The sequence below is a fragment of the Arthrobacter sp. SIMBA_036 genome, from assembly GCF_046535135.1.
Lineage (GTDB): Bacteria > Actinomycetota > Actinomycetes > Actinomycetales > Micrococcaceae > Arthrobacter.
This window is the reverse complement of sequence record NZ_JAWRXG010000016.1, coordinates 17968-33017: the sequence shown is the minus strand read 5'-3', so window position 1 is coordinate 33017 and position 15050 is coordinate 17968. Positions and strand designations below refer to the sequence as shown.

Genomic DNA, 15050 nt, shown 5'->3' with positions numbered 1-15050 from the left:
CAAGTACTTGGGTGTTTCGGTCTAGGGGACCGATGTGCTTTGTTGATCACATGATCAATTAGCAAAACTTTATTTTACACTTGGAAGTGATGTCAAACACTCCGAGAAAACCGAGCAGCCGCAAGGCACCCCACGAGCGTGCGCAGGAGATCACCGACGCAGCCCGGACCATCGCCTTGGAAGAGGGGTTGGGCGCCATCACGTTGAGGGGAGTAGCGGCTCGGATCGGAGTGGCGTCCGGACTTATCGCCCACTACGAGCCAAGCGTCGAGGCACTGGTTGCCCGCATCTTCGGCTCGATCGTCTCAGAGGAGATCGCAGAGGTTCGGTCGACCCTCGAAGTGATCGCCGGTCCCGGTGCGCGCCTGGGCTACTTGGTGGAAACCATGCTCGAAGCGAAGCGTTTGGACGTGACGGCAGTGTGGGTGGACGCATGGACCCTCGGGCGTCGCAGTGAGCTGTTAGCGGCCACCGTGCGGAGCCAAATGGATGCTTGGCAGGACGTCATCCGGGTGGTTCTCGATGAGGGCCAAGCAGCGGGAGAATTTTCCATGCCGGATGCCCAAGCGGTGGCTTGGCAGATCTTGGGAATGGTGGACGGACTCAACGCCCAAGCCTTGGTGCGCTGGGAGGGGGTCCCTGACCGTGGAACGCATCTGGCCCGAGCGGTGGAGGTGATGGTGGGGGCCGCGGACGGACTTTTGGCACCGGCGCACCCGCACTACACCTAAAATGCAGGCCGTATACTGGGCATCGCAAGGAAGGCACACTATGAACCAGTTCTCCCCGGCAGCCCAGTCAGCGCCGGAAGTCGCCTATCAGTGGATGAAGAGCTACATCGCAGCGCTGCCACGTGATGAAGAAACCTTCCTCAACGAGGCCGTCCTCGCGCAGTCCACGGGGACTTCGCGCACCCCGGTCCGTGAGGCGCTCCTCCGCTTGGAAGCCGAAGGATTCGTGAAGCGAATCCCGCATAAGGGCGCGTACGTTCCGCTGATTTCGGATCCGGAGGTCAGGGCGATCCTGCAAGCGCGTGCCGTCATTGAAAAGTGGGCTGTTTCCGCGCAGTCGAGCTTCCCGGAAAGCCAGATCCACCTGCTCCAGGGCATCATTGATCAGCAATTGGAAGCCGCGGAGGACGCCGCGAGGTTCATTGAGCTGGATACCGAATTCCACACGTCAATGGTCCAAGCAGGCGGCAATCCCGTTCTCACTGACTTCTACGCCTCCCTGCGGCAGCGGCAACTCCGCATCGGCGTCCGCGCCGTTACCCAAGGCGCGGACCGGACCCACGATGTGCTCCGTGAGCACCAATTGATTGTGGACGCCCTCCGGAAGCAAAGTGCCGAAGCTGCACATGAGGCAATCGACGCCCACCTGGAATCCACCCGGCAGACCGTGATCGGTTACTAGGCCGACGGCTATCACGTGAGGCTACTAGCCCACGGAAAGGCCGCCCGGCTCATGAAAGGCCGCCCCAAACCCGTGACGGGATCGGAGCGGCCTTTCGTGGCACGGCTTCGAGGGCTAGAAAGTCCAGGGCATCGCGTCGTGGTTGAAGTCCCGGAACGAACCGAATTTTCCGGCGTTGAAGGCCAATCCTTCCCCGTCGCGGTCGCGGCAGGAAACCACCTGGCCGAAAAAGACCTGGTGATCACCGACGTCGTACTGATGCACGACTGCGCATTCGGCTTGGGACAGGGCGCCCCTGATGACCGACAGGCCGCCGTCCGTCGTGTCGAATTCGCCGGACTCAAACCGCGCGCCGCCGCGCTGGGCAAACTGGCGGGCCACCGCTTCCTGCTTGGCTCCGAGGATGGATATCGCGAATTTCCCGCTGGCCAGCACGGCGTCACCGGTCCGGGTATTGAAATTGAGCGAGATCATCAGGATGGGCGGGTCCAGGCTGATCGAGGTGAGGGAGTTAATGGTCATGCCGTATTGCTCACCGTCATGTTCCGTGGTCACCACCGCGACGCCGGTCAGGAACCGGCCCATCGTCCGGCGCATGGCCAGGCCATCCGGGGTAGCGAAGACTGCTGGGGTACCCATGTCAGCTGTTTCCGTCCTGGTAGTAGCGCACTTCAAACATCTTGGCTCCAGTCTCGGAAATCCAAGGACCATGTTCCATCCCGGGCGGGCGGGTGGCCCAGTCGCCGGCGCTGAAGGTTTTGCCCAGGCGTTGGTCCACAAAGGAGCCTTCGAAAATGAAGACTTCTTCCCAGAAATCGTGGGTCAGCACGCCATTGGGGGAGGTATCGGTGCCCGGCTCGAATTTAAGGATACGCGTGACGGAGTCGTTGGAATCGTCGCGGGCCAGGACGGCCTCGGAAAGTCCCTCGATGTGCGGCACGCAGGGCCTGAACTCCACTGAAGTGACGGGTGTGAACTCGAATTCGGGCTTAGCCATGGCTTAGCTCTCCTCCTTGCGGCCATCAATGCCGTAGCCTGCGAGGAACTCATCGAGTTCGGCAACCTGCGCGTCGTAGCCGTAGTTGCGGTACGTGTACACGCCCTTGACCACGAACGGGGCGCCTGCGTAGAAGAGCTCGTACTGTTGGTGCCGCCCGGCGAACTCGGAGCCGATGATGTCCCACGCCAAGCGGAACAATTTGATGCGTTCCTCACTGGTGACGCCAGGAGAAGTAATGTACCGCTCGACGTCGGGGGCGGTCACCGGGCTCTTCATGTCAGCAATGCTGGAAGGCAGCTGCAGCACCCCGCCGCCAACCAGGTCCCGCAGAATGGCGATGACCCGAGGGTAGGTCTCAGATTGCAGGCCCATGACGCCGTAGAGAGCACGCTTTCCGGGGACCAGCATTCCCGAGGAATCTGCTTTGGCGGTGTATTCCGCAGCCAGCAAAGCCGACTCCACTGACGAGACCAAGGCGGCGAGTTCGCCTAGTTTTTCTTGGACTCCGGGGATTTTGTCGGTTCCGTTGACCTGGGTGATCTTGCGGGCCACCGCCGCGATGAACTGGAGCTTGGTGGTGAAACGGGTTTGTGCCTGCCAGTTTCCCAAAGCGTGGGCTCCGGTTTCGAAGAACTGGCGGCGTAGCGTTTCAACGTTGCGGTCGATAAACACGCGCTCCCAGGGGACGAGGACGTCCTCGAATATGACCAAAGAGTCAGGCTCGTCGTACCGGCTGGTCAGTGGGTAATCGAACTCGCTGGTGGCGGCCGGTGCGAAAGGACGCCGGCACAGGAACTTCAACCCTTCCGTGGCCGACGGCAAGGCGAAGCTGATGGCGAAGTCCACATCGTCCGGGCCCAGCGGCTTGATACAGGTTATGAAGACTTCGTCAGCAATGGCACCGCCGGTGGCGAGCATTTGGGACCCGCGGACGATCAGGCCCTCTTCGGTTTCCCTGACAACACCGACCTGCAGGAAGTCACCTTCCCAGCCGGACGCGGTGGTGGCCCTGGATACCTGGGGCGGAATGATTGCGTAGGAAACATACAGGTTCTCGGCCAGGATCCGCTCGTAATACCGGCGGATGTTACCGGCGAAGTCGTGCTCTGCGTTGTCCCGGTTTTCGAACACCTCCGGGTGGGCACCGAAAGCGGCGAAGAACGTGCCAACATGGTCCGGGCTGCGTCCAACCCAACCGTGGGTGTGCTTGGCCCAACGCTCAACAGCTTGGCGGCGCAGCTTCAGTTCTTCCGCGGTGCGGGGGATGCTGAAGACGCGGTTCGCGGGGCCGTTGATTTCTGCACTGTGGTACTGCATGCCGTTGTCGGGGTCGGCAGCGATGTCGAACAGCTCGGCGATCGTGCCGATGACGTTGCGGAACGCAGGGTGTTCGGCGACGTTCTGGACTGCCTCCCCGTCAATAAGTACGGTGCGCCCATCGTTGAGGGTCTTGATGTACTCGTCTCCGGTCCTCATGACTGGTTTCCTTTCGTAATCGTGTACGTGTGGTCGATAGTGGCGCCGTCGGGAAAGGTGAGTTCGAGCCGCCATTCGCGGCCGTAAATGAAGTCACCGCCGATGACGGGCAGCGTCCCGCCGAGGCAGACGAAGTCCCGGTCCCCGATCGGGTTGCGTTCAAGGAAGAGGCCGACGACGTTTGCAGGGGTCCGTAGGCCGTTCAAGGTCCCGTCCTGGTAGAGGCGGCCGTCCACCCAGGTGCGGGCCTGGCACTCGTCGAGGGAGAGTTCCTGAAGCTCCGGTATCGGAATGACGGTCCCGGCCACCGGTTTGGGGCAGGCCCGCTTCGAATCACCGATATCCAGTGTTTCAACGTAACGATCCGTGTGGTCCGAGGCGATGCCGAAATAGTACCGCCCGTTGTGCCGGATGTAGAGGGGTTCGATCTCCCCGGAGGTTTTGTCGCCGACGACAGTGACCCCTGCCGCAGCGGTGATGGTGGTGCTCTCCACTGGGTAGAACATTGGAATGGTTGGCGGCGGTGCGACCCCGATGGCGGCCAGCTCGTCGATGTGGTGCTGTACAGCGGCGGCATCACGGCCGGTATACCCGGCCACGACGGCGTAGAAGTCCGTCAGCTCGATCTTCTCGCCGGTGCCGGCGACGTCGAACGTCAGCGTTTCGGTAGTGGTCTTCATTTTGCTCTGCTTCCTGGTCAGTGGGTGAGGCCCGAATAGTCCGGGAGGCGGTCAGCGATGACCGGGAATTCCCGACGGGTGGTCTGGACAATGCCGGGGTCGATACTCACCCGGATGACTTCTTCGCCTGCATCGGCCTCGGCCAGAAGCCGGCCCGCCGGATCCACGACCCGGCTCGCGCCGCCCAGTTCCACGCCCTCTTGGGTTCCGGAGGCGTTGCAGGCAATGACAAAAACTTGGTGTTCGACGGCGCGCGCTGAGGTGAGCAGCCTCCAGTGCTCCCTGCGCGTGGCGGGCCAGGCGGCGGGAACGATCACGATCTCTGCACCGCGGAGGCTCAGCTCTGACCAAAGCCCCGGAAAACGGAGGTCGTAGCAGGTGATTCCTGCCGTCTTTCCGAACGGTGTGTCGGCAACCGGCAACGAGGTGCCTGGCGTGAGGAGATCAGCTTCCAGGGACTGGTAGCCAAAAACGTGGAGTTTCGAATATTTGTGGGCAATTTTGCCCTCGTGATTGATCAAGACCGAGGTGTTGTGCAGTGCTCCGTCTTCGGTGCGTTCGATGATGCTGCCAACGTGGACGAAGGTGCCGAGGTCCTTTGCCACCGCTGAGCACATTGTGACGGTGGGGCCCTCCAACGTCTCTGCCAGGTCCTCGTATTGGGTGAAGTGGCAGTAGCCTGCGCTCCAGAGCTCAGGAAGGACGATGAGGTCCGCGCCTGCTTGTTCACGCAGAAGCTTCTCGGTTCGTTCGATGCGCTGCGTTTGGTTCTCGTTGTCAGGGCTGGATAGCTGGACGAGAGCGATGTCCATGGGACTCCTTCAGTTTCGGTGGGCTGTTGAGGGCCTGTGCCGTTGGTCGTGCCGCCTGGCTCCCGCCCGCGTTGGCGGGGAGTGCTTTCAGGGCCGTGAGTGTGGACACGAGGTGGCTGTGCACAGCAGCCGAGGCGAGTTGTGAATCTTGGGTTCGGATGGCATCGACAATGGTGCGATGCTCGGCTACGACGTGGTCACTGCGGCCCTGACTGTCCTGGATTGCTTTGACGCCCATTCGCTGCTGCTTGATCCGTTGGGAGTCGTAGAGTTCCTCCAGTGCGGGGTTGCCGGCTGCATGAACGATGTGCTTGTGGAAGCGGATGTCGCAGTCGATGAACGCCACCGGGTCAGCCAAGCTCTCCTCCTGCGTCAGCAGGAGAAGATCAAGCTCCGGGCCGAGCCTACCCAGGGACGTCACCTTGCGGACGGCCCAGTCCTCGATAACGTGCCGGACTTCCATCATGCTCTCAATGTCCTGAGCGGTCAGCGCCGGGACATACGCGCCCTTGTGGGGCACGCGCCGAAGAAGACCTGCCGCTTCAAGCCGGAGCAGCGCATCACGGACGGGGGTCCGGGAGACTCCGGCAGCCTCAGCGATCGCATTTTCGGTGAAGAAGGCGTCCTGATCCCAAGGATGTGAGGAGATTTCCCTGCGCAGCCAGAGGTATGCGATCTCCGGAGACGTGGGAGTGGGGTCTTGGAAGGTGCTCACCGTTGCGTCGGCCGCCCTGCCAAGTTGTTGTCGTCAAGGTCGCTCAGTTTGATGTTCTTGGTTTCCTTGGCGAAGGACACTGACACGATTGAGATCACGCCCATGAGTGCGAGGTAGAGCCCGATGGCTTGGCCCGACCCGAACGCTTGGTACAGGGCAAGGGCGATAATGGGCGAGAGGGAGCCCGCGATCAGGGATGCCAGGTTGTAGGCAACAGAGGTTCCGCTGTACCTGACTTTGGTGGGGAACAGCTCGGAGAAGAACGCGCCGATGACCGCACTGTACGCGGCGAAGATCAACAGCCCACCCACTGCGGCGATGATAATCATCGCCGGCTGGCGGGTGTCCAGAAGCGCAAAGAAGGCAAAGCCCCATGCCACGGTGGCTATGGAGGCACCTATCATCACCGGTTTGCGGCCCATGCGGTCCGCAAACATCGCAAGGACGGGAATGGCAACTACTGCCACTCCTTGACCAACCATCACGGCAGTAAGGCCGGTTTGGCGGTCCATTTTGAGGATCTCCGTGACGTAGGTGATGAGGAACAAGGAATATATGTAGAAGCCTGCGTTTTCACCCATGCGGCTGCCGGCAGCGATGAGGATTTCTTTCCAGTTACCACGGAAGAGCTCTGCCAGCGGCAATTTGGTCCGTTTGGAGTGCTCGGCTTCGGCTTTGGCCTGCGAGGCGAGGAACAACGGGGTCTCTTGGACGTATAAGCGCAGGATGAGGCCAACAATGACCAGCAGCGCGGAGACGCCGAAAGCGATTCGCCAGCCCCAGGCAAGGAAGGCCGGTTGGGGCATCATCGCTGAGAGTACGGCCAGGACGCCAGCGGCCATGAGGTTTCCCAGCGGAGGACCGACGTTCGGCCACGAAGCCCAGAACGCGCGTTTGGTCGTGTTGTCGCTGTATTCGGAAACGAGGAGCACAGCGCCACCCCATTCGCCTCCGAGGGCAAAACCCTGGATCAGGCGAAGAATCAGGAGGATAAGGGGTGCAGCGACACCGATCGAAGCGTAGGGCGGGATGAAGGCGATGAGTGCTGTGGCGATGCCCATCAGAAGCAGGCTCGCAATCAGCGTGGACTTGCGTCCGTGCTTGTCGCCGAGATGGCCCAGCACGATAGCGCCGAGAGGGCGGGAGATGAAGCCCGCGGCAAAGGTGCCTAAAGCCAGCATGGTGCCGACGAAGGGATCAGCGGTGGGAAAGAACAGTTTGTTGAAGACGAGGGCGGCCGCGGTGCCGTACAGGAAGAAGTCATACCATTCGACGGCGGTGCCGGCGAGGCTGGATGCAGCAACTGCGGGGAGCGAGGTGTGCTTGCGCACGGTTTGCTCCTGTTGGGACACACTGCTCATGGGGTTCCTCAAGGTTCAAGTGGGTAACCTTCGCCGCTCCGTTACGGCCCAAGGTCGGCATTCGTGATGGGACTCACTTTCTGCCGTAAGCCAACAGTAGACGAGCTGTATACAACCTGTCTACTGGCGAAATACTTTTTGCCGACAGGACGTTGACGGACGATGTGATTCAGGTCAACAATAAATGAATGGCATTCACTAATGAAACTGCGGCAACGACGCCGCCTGCCAGTCCCGCCTCCGCGGCCGGGCTGAAGAAGAACGCAATTGGCACCCGAGACATCGTGTTCATGCTGGTCTCAGCGGCCGCTCCGCTGACCATCGTGGTGGGGATCGCTCCTCTGGCCCTGGCCGTGGGCGGGGTAGGAGCTCCGTCGATCTACCTTGCCGCGGCGCTCGGCCTTGGTCTCTTCGCCGTCGGCTTCATGGCACTCACCCGCCACGTCCAGTCCTACAGCGGCTTCTACGGCTACATAGCCAAAACCCTGGGTCGCGTAGTGGGCCTCGGCTCGGGACTCACTGCGTGGATGAGTTACAACGGGCTCCAGATTGGCCTCTACGGCTTGTTGGGCATCCAAGCGAACTTGGCCGTGAAGTCCTTTACCGGCATCGAACTCCCGTGGTGGCTCTACGCCATCGTGGCCATTGGTACGGTCTGGTATCTGGGATGGCGGGGGATCGACGTCGGCGCAAAGGTGCTTGCGGTGCTACTGACATTGGAAACCGCGATCGTTGCCATTGTCGCCGTCTTTGTTCTGGCCAAGGGCGGCGCCGCTGGCATCGGCTTTGATTCGTTCAGCCCGAATGCCATCTTCACCCCGCAGTTCGCCGCCGTCATCGGCCTCGGATTTTCCGCCTTCATGGGGTTTGAATCCGGAGCCCTCTACCGGGAGGAAGCCCGGGATCCTGACCGGAGCGTCCCGCGGGCTACCTACATCTCCATTGCCTTCATCGGCGCTTTCTATGCCTTCGCAGTCTGGATCATCGTTCAGGCATTTGGCCCGAACGCCGTACAGGATTTCGCGGCCGGCCACCTGGATACCGGTGACACCGCCTATATCGCAGCGGGTAACTTCGGTGGTGAATGGTGCGTGAACCTCATGAGCGTCCTGATCGTGACCAGCATCTTCGCTGCGCAGCTCTCCTTCCACAACACCATCAACCGCTACACCCTTTCCTTGAGCCGTGAGGGAATCTTTCCCAAGGCTTCGGGGCGCATTAGTCCCCGGTTCCGTACGCCGACGGTGGCCGGCCGCGACCAAACCCTCTTGGCCGTTGTGTTGGTGGCCGCCGCGGCGTTGCTTAATTTGGATCCCTTTACGCAATTCCTCATTTGGACCAACACGCCGGGTGTCATCGGGATACTTTTCCTGCAGGCCCTTACCGGTATTGGGGTGGTGGTCTTCTTCACCCGCCGGAAAGATCACAACCTCCGCTGGTACGTGATCCCCTCCGCCGTGGCATCCACCATCATCATGTGCGTGGTGACCTATCTGATGGCCACCAACGCGGACCTGATCACCGGGCTGCCGGTGGGGGATCCGGTGAACACTGTCCTCCTGGTGTTCGCGCCACTGATATTTGCTGCCGGCATAGTCCTTGCCCTGGTGTTGCGTCGGCTCAACCCGGCGGCCTACCAACGGATCGGGCACGCCGAATAGCATGCGAAGGCTAGCCTTGAAAGATGCAGACCCCTGAGACCACCGGCCGGATGGGACGCCCCCGGACCCCCAGGCTTTCGCGAAAAACAATTGGCCGTGAAGCCCTGGCAATGTTCGAACAAGAGGAAGGGTTGTCCATTCCCCGACTCGCTGAACGCCTGGGGGTCCGCCAGTCTTCTTTCTACAAGCACGTCACGGGTCGAAACGAGATCATTGAGCTCGCCCGCGGGTCACTCGTGGAAAGGATGCTCGTCCCCGAGCTGGCCTCCCATGATCTGGATCTGCTCATCCGGCAGATCTTCGACTCGCTGCGGACCGCCTACAGCTTGGCGCCGGCGCTCCTGCCCTTGTTGCTGACCCAGCCCGTGTCCCATCCCGCCGCGCTGGCACTTTACGACAAATTCGCGGAAGCATTCAGCCGCGCAGGAGTGCCGGACCACCTTCTCATCCCCACCTTGGAAACCCTGGACAGCGCCGCCATCGGAGCCAGTCTCGACGCCATCACCATGGAGTCCGCCTGGAACATCCCTGAAGCGGATAGAACGGATTTCCCCTACCTCACCACGGCCCAGAGGGCCGTGGCCACCCACCAGACGGACCGTTTCGCTTTCCTCGCCGATGTCATCGCGGCAGGACTGCGGACAGCCATCGGCAGCGGCACTGCCCTTCCGGGAGGTGCCCCCTAGCCCCGAAACGCCGGGGCGAGGGATCCTCTCTTAGGCCTGCATCACTATGTGGCCGGCATTCCCGGCGAGGGACTTGCTGATGGCTTGGAACATCGACGATGCTGCCGGACCAGCAATTGGATCCACGGGCAAGGGGGTGGAGGAGAACTTGACTCCGACAACGCCGGACTCCCGGTTGATGTAGACCATTTGCCCATGGATCCCCAAGCAGTAGGCCACGTTCCGGTCACCGGAGAGGAACCAAAACTGGCTTCGGTACTTCCCGCCCGGCATGTCGGCGGCTTCCTGGCCCAAAGCGAAAGCTTCCTGTGAATCGGAACCCCCAGTGAAGATGTCATCAACCCACTTGGCGTCGACAATCCGCCGCCCGTCAAGCGTGACTCCGCCATCGCGGATCATGGCCCCGAACAGGGCCACGTCACGCAGCGAAGCGGAGATCCCGCCGTCGAACATGCCCGTACCTTCTGCGTCCACGGCGATAGACGCATCCTGGTGCGTGCCCAGCGGCGACCAGAGAAGTTGGGACGCCAACTCCGCGACCGCCGCCCGCTGACCGCCTCACACAACCATCCGAGGACGTCTGTTTCGCAGCTTCGGTATTGGAAAGGACCACCGTGGTCGCGGGCCTTTTCAAGCGACATGAGAAATTGCTTGAGCGTGGTCGCATTTCCATGGCGGCGGGGAGCCCACCCTACGGCTTCGTCCAGCTGCCGCACCTCGGAGCCGGGATCCAGGTAATCCTCGGAGAACTTGATGCCGCTGCGCATATCCAGGATGTCGCGAACGGATGCACCCCGATAACCGGAGCCGGAAAGTTCCGGAATATAGTGCTCGATGTTTTGCTCGGGGTCAATTTTGCCCTCATCCACCAAGACCCCGACCACTGTGGAAACGATCGACTTGCTCACGGACATCAACAGATGTGGGGTGGATGGCTGCATGCTGCCGAAATACTGCTCGGCAAGCACCATGTCATCCTTGAGGACCATCCAGGCATCGGTGTTCGTCGATTCCAGGATGTCGGCCACCGTGGTGTTCGTTCCGTCCGGGAGCCCTACAGCCAAGGCATGGAGGCTTGAGGGCTTGTGCTTGAGCTCAACAGGCGGCTTGGCTTCTCCTGACCGGATCGCCTCCGTGGGGAACAGTTCTGCCATATGGAGGAAGGACCAGGGTAAGTTCGCGCTGTCTTGCCAATTTGCAACGGTTATGGCGTCCTGCTTCGGTGTGGTTGCAGTCATGATGATCCTCATTTGCGTGGTTAGGGCGCGGCAACGCTGGGGCACCCGCAGTTGTTTGTTGAAAGAGAATGGTGTTCACTAAATTGTGCCAGCTTAACCCTGCAGCTGGGAAGCGGCGCAGCGGGCCGGTTCCCAGCTGGTGCCAACTGCTAAGGACGGTAGTCATGAGCCGTGTACTGCTCGTCATAGACATCCAAAATGATTACTTCCCGGGGGGCGCCCATCCCCTCGTCGATTCCGAGACCGCAGTCCGGGCCGCCGCCGCTGTTCTTGGTTCATTCCGAAGCGCGGGCGAACCGGTGGTCCATGTCCGTCATGTTTGGGACGAACCGGCGGCCACCTTCATGCGGCCGGGCACACGTGGTGTCGAGATCCACCCTGCGGTCCGCCCGATTGAGGGCGAGGCCGTGGTCACCAAGGACTCACCCAATGCCTTTGTGGGCACGGACCTTGCCGAGCTCCTCAAAGGACTCAATGCCAGCGAGGTGGTGGTGGCCGGAATGATGACGAGCATGTGCGTCGATTCCAGTGTCCGGGCGGCCGCGGAGCAGGGATTTGACGTTTCCCTCGTCCACGACGCCTGCGCTGCGCCGGATCTCGAGTTTGGCGGAGCGAAGGTGCCCGGAAAGATGGTGCACGCAGCCTTCGTCGCAGCACTTGGGGACGGATTCGCCAAGGTCATTTCAGCCCGCGACCTCATCGATGCCTGATGTAACCACCGCACTAACTCAGTGACGGCACAGACGAGAGGTTCGGTATCTGGCCGGCATCTCAATCAGGGGGCAGGGCGGGTCAGGCAGAGAATTTTCTGGACCAGGTGTTTTAGGCTTTGCTGGTCCAGTTGTCTGCATCATCCCTTCAGGAGCGCCCGTGCCCAAGAGTCCGCGTGACGAGTTGGACGGCCAGATCCTGTCCGAACTTCGGCGCAATGCCCGCATCAACCTGGCGCAGTTGGGGGAGAAGGTACTGCTCTCACGGAACGCGGTACGGCAACGCATCGAGCGCCTCGAACGTGATGGTTACATCAACGGGTACACCATCAAGGAATCAGCCGGCGAAGGCAGGCCTACCGTTAATGCGGTTCTGCTGGTTCAGCGTCACGACAGGATGCGGGGCAGCGACGTGATCGCCGGTTTGCGCTCCATCCCGGAGATCACCACCTGCGATGTGGTCAGCGGCGAGCTGGATTTGGTGGTTCGGGTGGAGGCTCCCGACGCCGGGCGGATCCAAGAGATCTGGCGGCAAGTTTCCGAGTTTCCCGGCGTCAGGGACATCACTACGGCACTGTCACTGTCGACCGTTATCGACAGGCAGCTGCCTCTCTGAGGCGGCCCACAGGGCCGCCCTCTATGAGGCGATCGCTACTACCTTAGGCTGCGTCATTTCCTCATACGCAAACCGGACTCCCTCCCTCCCCATGCTGCCGTACTTTGAACCCCCAAACGGCATCGCGTCGAGGCGGTAATCGGACGAGTCATTAATCATCACGCCCCCGGCGTCAATGGCTTTGGCCGTGTCGAGTGCCCGACGAAGGTCCGCCGTGAAGATCCCGGCCTGAAGGGCATACTCACTGTCGTTAGCGAGCTCAATCGCTTCCTCTGTTGAATCGAAGGGTTCCACCAGGACCACCGGTGCAAAGAGCTCCTCGCTCCAGGCCTCACACGCCCGCGGTACCCCAGTGAGCACAGCAGGCGTCAAAACAGCGCCTTCCACCGAACCGCCCGTGAGCAAACGCGCGCCGGCGGAGACGGCGTCGTCGATCTTCCGCTTCGCCTCCGCTGCGGCGGCGGCGCTGATCATCGGGCCGACGTCGGTCGCTTCAGTTCGCGGGTCACCCGCCTTCAAGCCCGCCGTCCGGGCGACGAAGGATTCGAGGAAGGAATCGAAAACTGCGCGTTGCACCAGGATCCGCTGGGCACCGATGCAATTCTGGCCCGCTGCCCAGAACGCGCCGGACACGCTGGCTTGAACGGCAGCCGGGATGTCGGCGTCGTCGAAAACGATCACCGGTGCGTTTCCGCCCAGCTCCATGGACAACCGCTTAATACCCGCATTGGCGGCGATGGCCCGGCCAGTGGCGAAGCCGCCCGTGAACGACACCATGCGGACCAGCTTGGAGGAGATGATGGCTTGCGCCACGCTGCGGTCGCCGAGGACCACTACGATGCAGTCCGCCGGGAGTCCCGATTCGACCAGGAGGTCAACGAGGAACAGCGCCGTCAGGGGTGTCAGTTGCGAGGGTTTGAGGATGACCGTGTTGCCGCCGGCAATCGCAGGTCCGATCTTGTGTGCCACGAGGTTCAGTGCATCGTTGTACGGGGTGATGGCGGCAATGAGCCCCAAGGGCTCCCGGGTGAACCAGCCTTGCCGGTTTTCGGAACCGGCGAAAGAGTCGAACGGAACAACTTCACCTACGTTCCGGCGTGTTTCTGCGGCCGAGAGCTTGAGGGTGTTGACGGCCCGGGAGACCTCTTTCCGGGCTTGGGTGATGGTCTTGCCCGCCTCCGCCACTATCAGCTCGGCAGCTGTTTCGGCCCGTTCTTCCAGCAGCCCGGCGGCGGCATCGAGGATTCGCCCACGCTCATGCCGGGGCATGGACGCGGCGATCGGCCCGGCGGCAAATGCCCGTCGTAGCTCCCGTTCAACCCCCGACGGCGTGCATTGCGGCAGCGTAGCCAAGACAGACCCATCGAACTTGTTGAACACCACCAGGCCTGGTTGGGACGAGGCACTGGCGAGGGTCGGTGCTGCTGTCTGCGCGGAAGCGGGTGTGAAGGCTGACTTAAGCACTGACGCCTGCCTTGATGAACTCGTCGACGGCGATGATGTCCGAGATCAGCGCATAAGCCGTCTCCACCCGCCCGGCACCAGGACCTGAAACGGTGACAGGGCCAAGCAAGTCAGTAGTGAAAGACAGGGCGTTGGTGGCACCGGAGATGCCTGCAAGCGGGTGCTCGGGGGACAGCTTCATGGGCCTGACAGATGCCAGGACCTGCCCGTCATCCGCGCGCCGGGCCTCGCCGACGAGTTTCCACCGGAGGCCCTCGGCCCGGGCTCGGGTCACGTCGTCGATGGTGATGTCTTGGATTCCGGTGGTATCGACGTCGCCCGGCCGGATGTTGGCACCCAGCAGCTCGTTGGCCAGGATCGCCACCTTCAAACGAACGTCTGATCCACCAATATCGGCGGTGGGATCTGCCTCCGCGTAACCAAGGCCTTGGGCTTCGGCAATCGCTTGATCCAGGCCCAAGCCCGTTTCCATGCGGCCCAGCACGTAATTGCTGGTTCCGTTCAGAATGCCTTGGACTGAGGTGAGCTCGAGTCCACCGAGCATCCTGTGAGCCATTCGCATGACCGGTGTCCCGCTCATCACGGCGCCCTCGTACTCGAAGCAGACGCCGTTGGCGGCGGCCAGGCTTCGCAATTCCTGTCCGCACAAGGCCACGGGTCCCTTGTTGGTGGTGACCACATGCTTGCCGGATTCCAAGGCCCACTTGGCATGGGAGATGGCCGGTTCCCCGGTCAGGGGGTTCGTGAACGTAGCTTCCACAACGATGTCCGCCGGGCAGTTCTTGATGAGTTCCTCGTTCCGGGGGACAACACTGCCACCGGGGAGTTTCTCGAAGCTGGATCCGCGGGGCATCGCCAGTACCGCGGCCAAGTCAATACCCTCACTTTGCACGAGCGACCCGAAGGCCAGATCAGTGATCGCGACGACGCGAAGCTCAAATCCGAGGGACGCAAAGCGCTCGGGTTCGTCCCGGATGAGCTCCGCCAAAGCACGGTTGACGCCGCCGAAACCGATCAGGGCGAGGTTGTAAGTGGTCACGTTGTCTCCTTGGCTGGACTGTGTTGCTGCTGGACCGTGTTGCTGTCCTTCTAGCCTCGGTCCCTGGAGTGTCAGTCCACTAGGAGCAAACCGCTCGCGAGTACTGACGAAACGTCCAAAATCAGCCGGTTACGCGGCCCATCTGTTGGGCACCGCGCACCTGCCCCGTGCCGTGCCGG

General features: G+C 61.7%; 17 protein-coding genes. 6 read left to right on the top strand and 11 right to left on the bottom strand.

Translation table 11 applies throughout. The features are described 5' to 3' along the window. Nucleotides 1–89 precede the first annotated feature (89 nt). Both SB659_RS17935 and SB659_RS17930 read left to right on the top strand, forming a co-directional pair. The gene (locus SB659_RS17935; RefSeq protein WP_284978570.1) at nucleotides 90–731 is read left to right on the top strand and encodes a TetR/AcrR family transcriptional regulator; all 642 of its coding nucleotides are present in this window, start codon (nucleotides 90–92) and stop codon (nucleotides 729–731) included. Between the two features lie 40 nt (nucleotides 732–771). Further along, nucleotides 772–1413 carry a GntR family transcriptional regulator gene (locus SB659_RS17930; RefSeq protein ID WP_284978569.1) on the top strand — a complete coding sequence of 214 codons (642 nt, stop codon included), beginning with the start codon at nucleotides 772–774 and terminating at the stop codon, nucleotides 1411–1413. A gap of 114 nt (nucleotides 1414–1527) precedes the next feature. On the opposite strand, the gene SB659_RS17925 is transcribed toward SB659_RS17930, so the two are convergent. The 7 genes from SB659_RS17925 to SB659_RS17895 are packed head-to-tail and all read right to left on the bottom strand — an operon-like array spanning nucleotide 1528 to nucleotide 7457. Continuing rightward, the gene (locus tag SB659_RS17925) at nucleotides 1528–2052 is read right to left on the bottom strand and encodes a flavin reductase family protein (protein WP_410551340.1); all 525 of its coding nucleotides are present in this window, start codon (nucleotides 2050–2052) and stop codon (nucleotides 1528–1530) included. Between the two features lies 1 nt (nucleotide 2053). After that, entirely contained in the window at nucleotides 2054–2410 is a 357-nt protein-coding gene (locus SB659_RS17920; protein ID WP_284978567.1) for a cupin domain-containing protein, read from the bottom strand. A gap of 3 nt (nucleotides 2411–2413) precedes the next feature. Beyond that, nucleotides 2414–3889, bottom strand: coding sequence for a 4-hydroxyphenylacetate 3-hydroxylase family protein (locus tag SB659_RS17915; RefSeq protein WP_284978566.1), 1476 nt, complete (start codon nucleotides 3887–3889; stop codon nucleotides 2414–2416). Continuing rightward, nucleotides 3886–4569 carry a DUF2848 family protein gene (locus tag SB659_RS17910; protein WP_284978565.1) on the bottom strand — a complete coding sequence of 228 codons (684 nt, stop codon included), beginning with the start codon at nucleotides 4567–4569 and terminating at the stop codon, nucleotides 3886–3888. Before SB659_RS17910 ends, SB659_RS17915 begins: the two co-directional genes overlap by 4 nt. A gap of 17 nt (nucleotides 4570–4586) precedes the next feature. After that, nucleotides 4587–5381: a carbon-nitrogen family hydrolase gene (locus SB659_RS17905; RefSeq protein WP_284978564.1), complete on the bottom strand. Its 795-nt coding sequence runs from the start codon at nucleotides 5379–5381 to the stop codon at nucleotides 4587–4589. Next, nucleotides 5347–6096 (bottom strand): GntR family transcriptional regulator, encoded by a 750-nt coding sequence (locus SB659_RS17900; protein WP_284978563.1) that lies wholly within the window; start codon nucleotides 6094–6096, stop codon nucleotides 5347–5349. Before SB659_RS17900 ends, SB659_RS17905 begins: the two co-directional genes overlap by 35 nt. Beyond that, on the bottom strand, nucleotides 6093–7457 hold the full coding sequence (locus tag SB659_RS17895) for an MFS transporter (RefSeq protein WP_410551339.1): 1365 nt from the start codon (nucleotides 7455–7457) through the stop codon (nucleotides 6093–6095). The genes SB659_RS17900 and SB659_RS17895 overlap by 4 nt, the downstream gene beginning before the upstream one ends. 188 nt (nucleotides 7458–7645) lie before the next feature. On the opposite strand from SB659_RS17895, the gene SB659_RS17890 reads away from it, so the two are divergent. Then, a complete protein-coding gene (locus tag SB659_RS17890) occupies nucleotides 7646–9118 on the top strand; it encodes an APC family permease (protein WP_284978561.1) in 1473 nt (490 codons plus the stop codon). A gap of 23 nt (nucleotides 9119–9141) precedes the next feature. Continuing rightward, nucleotides 9142–9804 carry a TetR/AcrR family transcriptional regulator gene (locus tag SB659_RS17885; RefSeq protein WP_284978560.1) on the top strand — a complete coding sequence of 221 codons (663 nt, stop codon included), beginning with the start codon at nucleotides 9142–9144 and terminating at the stop codon, nucleotides 9802–9804. A 30-nt stretch (nucleotides 9805–9834) separates the two neighbouring features. Here SB659_RS17885 and SB659_RS17880 read toward each other — a convergent pair whose 3' ends face one another. Then, nucleotides 9835–10257 (bottom strand): hypothetical protein, encoded by a 423-nt coding sequence (locus SB659_RS17880; RefSeq protein ID WP_410551338.1) that lies wholly within the window; start codon nucleotides 10255–10257, stop codon nucleotides 9835–9837. Next, nucleotides 10200–11042, bottom strand: a complete 843-nt coding sequence (locus SB659_RS17875) for a serine hydrolase domain-containing protein (protein WP_410551337.1) — start codon at nucleotides 11040–11042, stop codon at nucleotides 10200–10202. Before SB659_RS17875 ends, SB659_RS17880 begins: the two co-directional genes overlap by 58 nt. Before the next feature lie 164 nt (nucleotides 11043–11206). Between SB659_RS17875 and SB659_RS17870 the strand changes: the two genes are divergently transcribed. Then, nucleotides 11207–11752: a cysteine hydrolase family protein gene (locus SB659_RS17870; protein ID WP_410551336.1), complete on the top strand. Its 546-nt coding sequence runs from the start codon at nucleotides 11207–11209 to the stop codon at nucleotides 11750–11752. 160 nt (nucleotides 11753–11912) lie between these two features. Further along, nucleotides 11913–12368, top strand: coding sequence for an Lrp/AsnC family transcriptional regulator (locus tag SB659_RS17865; protein WP_284976997.1), 456 nt, complete (start codon nucleotides 11913–11915; stop codon nucleotides 12366–12368). 21 nt (nucleotides 12369–12389) lie between these two features. On the opposite strand, the gene SB659_RS17860 is transcribed toward SB659_RS17865, so the two are convergent. Beyond that, nucleotides 12390–13754 (bottom strand): aldehyde dehydrogenase family protein, encoded by a 1365-nt coding sequence (locus SB659_RS17860; RefSeq protein WP_410551348.1) that lies wholly within the window; start codon nucleotides 13752–13754, stop codon nucleotides 12390–12392. 70 nt (nucleotides 13755–13824) lie between these two features. Beyond that, nucleotides 13825–14871 (bottom strand): homoserine dehydrogenase, encoded by a 1047-nt coding sequence (locus SB659_RS17855; RefSeq protein ID WP_410551335.1) that lies wholly within the window; start codon nucleotides 14869–14871, stop codon nucleotides 13825–13827. Nucleotides 14872–15050: the final 179 nt, after the last annotated feature.

Excerpts from the sequence above, each read along its gene's own strand:
- SB659_RS17890 (WP_284978561.1), top strand. The coding sequence starts at position 7,646 with ATGGCATTCACTAATGAAACTGCGGCAACGACGCCGCCTGCCAGTCCC.
- SB659_RS17925 (WP_410551340.1), bottom strand. The coding sequence starts at position 2,052 with ATGGGTACCCCAGCAGTCTTCGCTACCCCGGATGGCCTGGCCATGCGC.
- SB659_RS17880 (WP_410551338.1), bottom strand. The coding sequence starts at position 10,257 with ATGTTCGACGGCGGGATCTCCGCTTCGCTGCGTGACGTGGCCCTGTTC.
- SB659_RS17885 (WP_284978560.1), top strand. The coding sequence starts at position 9,142 with ATGCAGACCCCTGAGACCACCGGCCGGATGGGACGCCCCCGGACCCCC.
- SB659_RS17920 (WP_284978567.1), bottom strand. The coding sequence starts at position 2,410 with ATGGCTAAGCCCGAATTCGAGTTCACACCCGTCACTTCAGTGGAGTTC.
- SB659_RS17910 (WP_284978565.1), bottom strand. The coding sequence starts at position 4,569 with ATGAAGACCACTACCGAAACGCTGACGTTCGACGTCGCCGGCACCGGC.
- SB659_RS17915 (WP_284978566.1), bottom strand. The coding sequence starts at position 3,889 with ATGAGGACCGGAGACGAGTACATCAAGACCCTCAACGATGGGCGCACC.
- SB659_RS17895 (WP_410551339.1), bottom strand. The coding sequence starts at position 7,457 with ATGAGCAGTGTGTCCCAACAGGAGCAAACCGTGCGCAAGCACACCTCG.
- SB659_RS17875 (WP_410551337.1), bottom strand. The coding sequence starts at position 11,042 with ATGACTGCAACCACACCGAAGCAGGACGCCATAACCGTTGCAAATTGG.
- SB659_RS17870 (WP_410551336.1), top strand. The coding sequence starts at position 11,207 with ATGAGCCGTGTACTGCTCGTCATAGACATCCAAAATGATTACTTCCCG.
- SB659_RS17935 (WP_284978570.1), top strand. The coding sequence starts at position 90 with ATGTCAAACACTCCGAGAAAACCGAGCAGCCGCAAGGCACCCCACGAG.
- SB659_RS17930 (WP_284978569.1), top strand. The coding sequence starts at position 772 with ATGAACCAGTTCTCCCCGGCAGCCCAGTCAGCGCCGGAAGTCGCCTAT.
- SB659_RS17905 (WP_284978564.1), bottom strand. The coding sequence starts at position 5,381 with ATGGACATCGCTCTCGTCCAGCTATCCAGCCCTGACAACGAGAACCAA.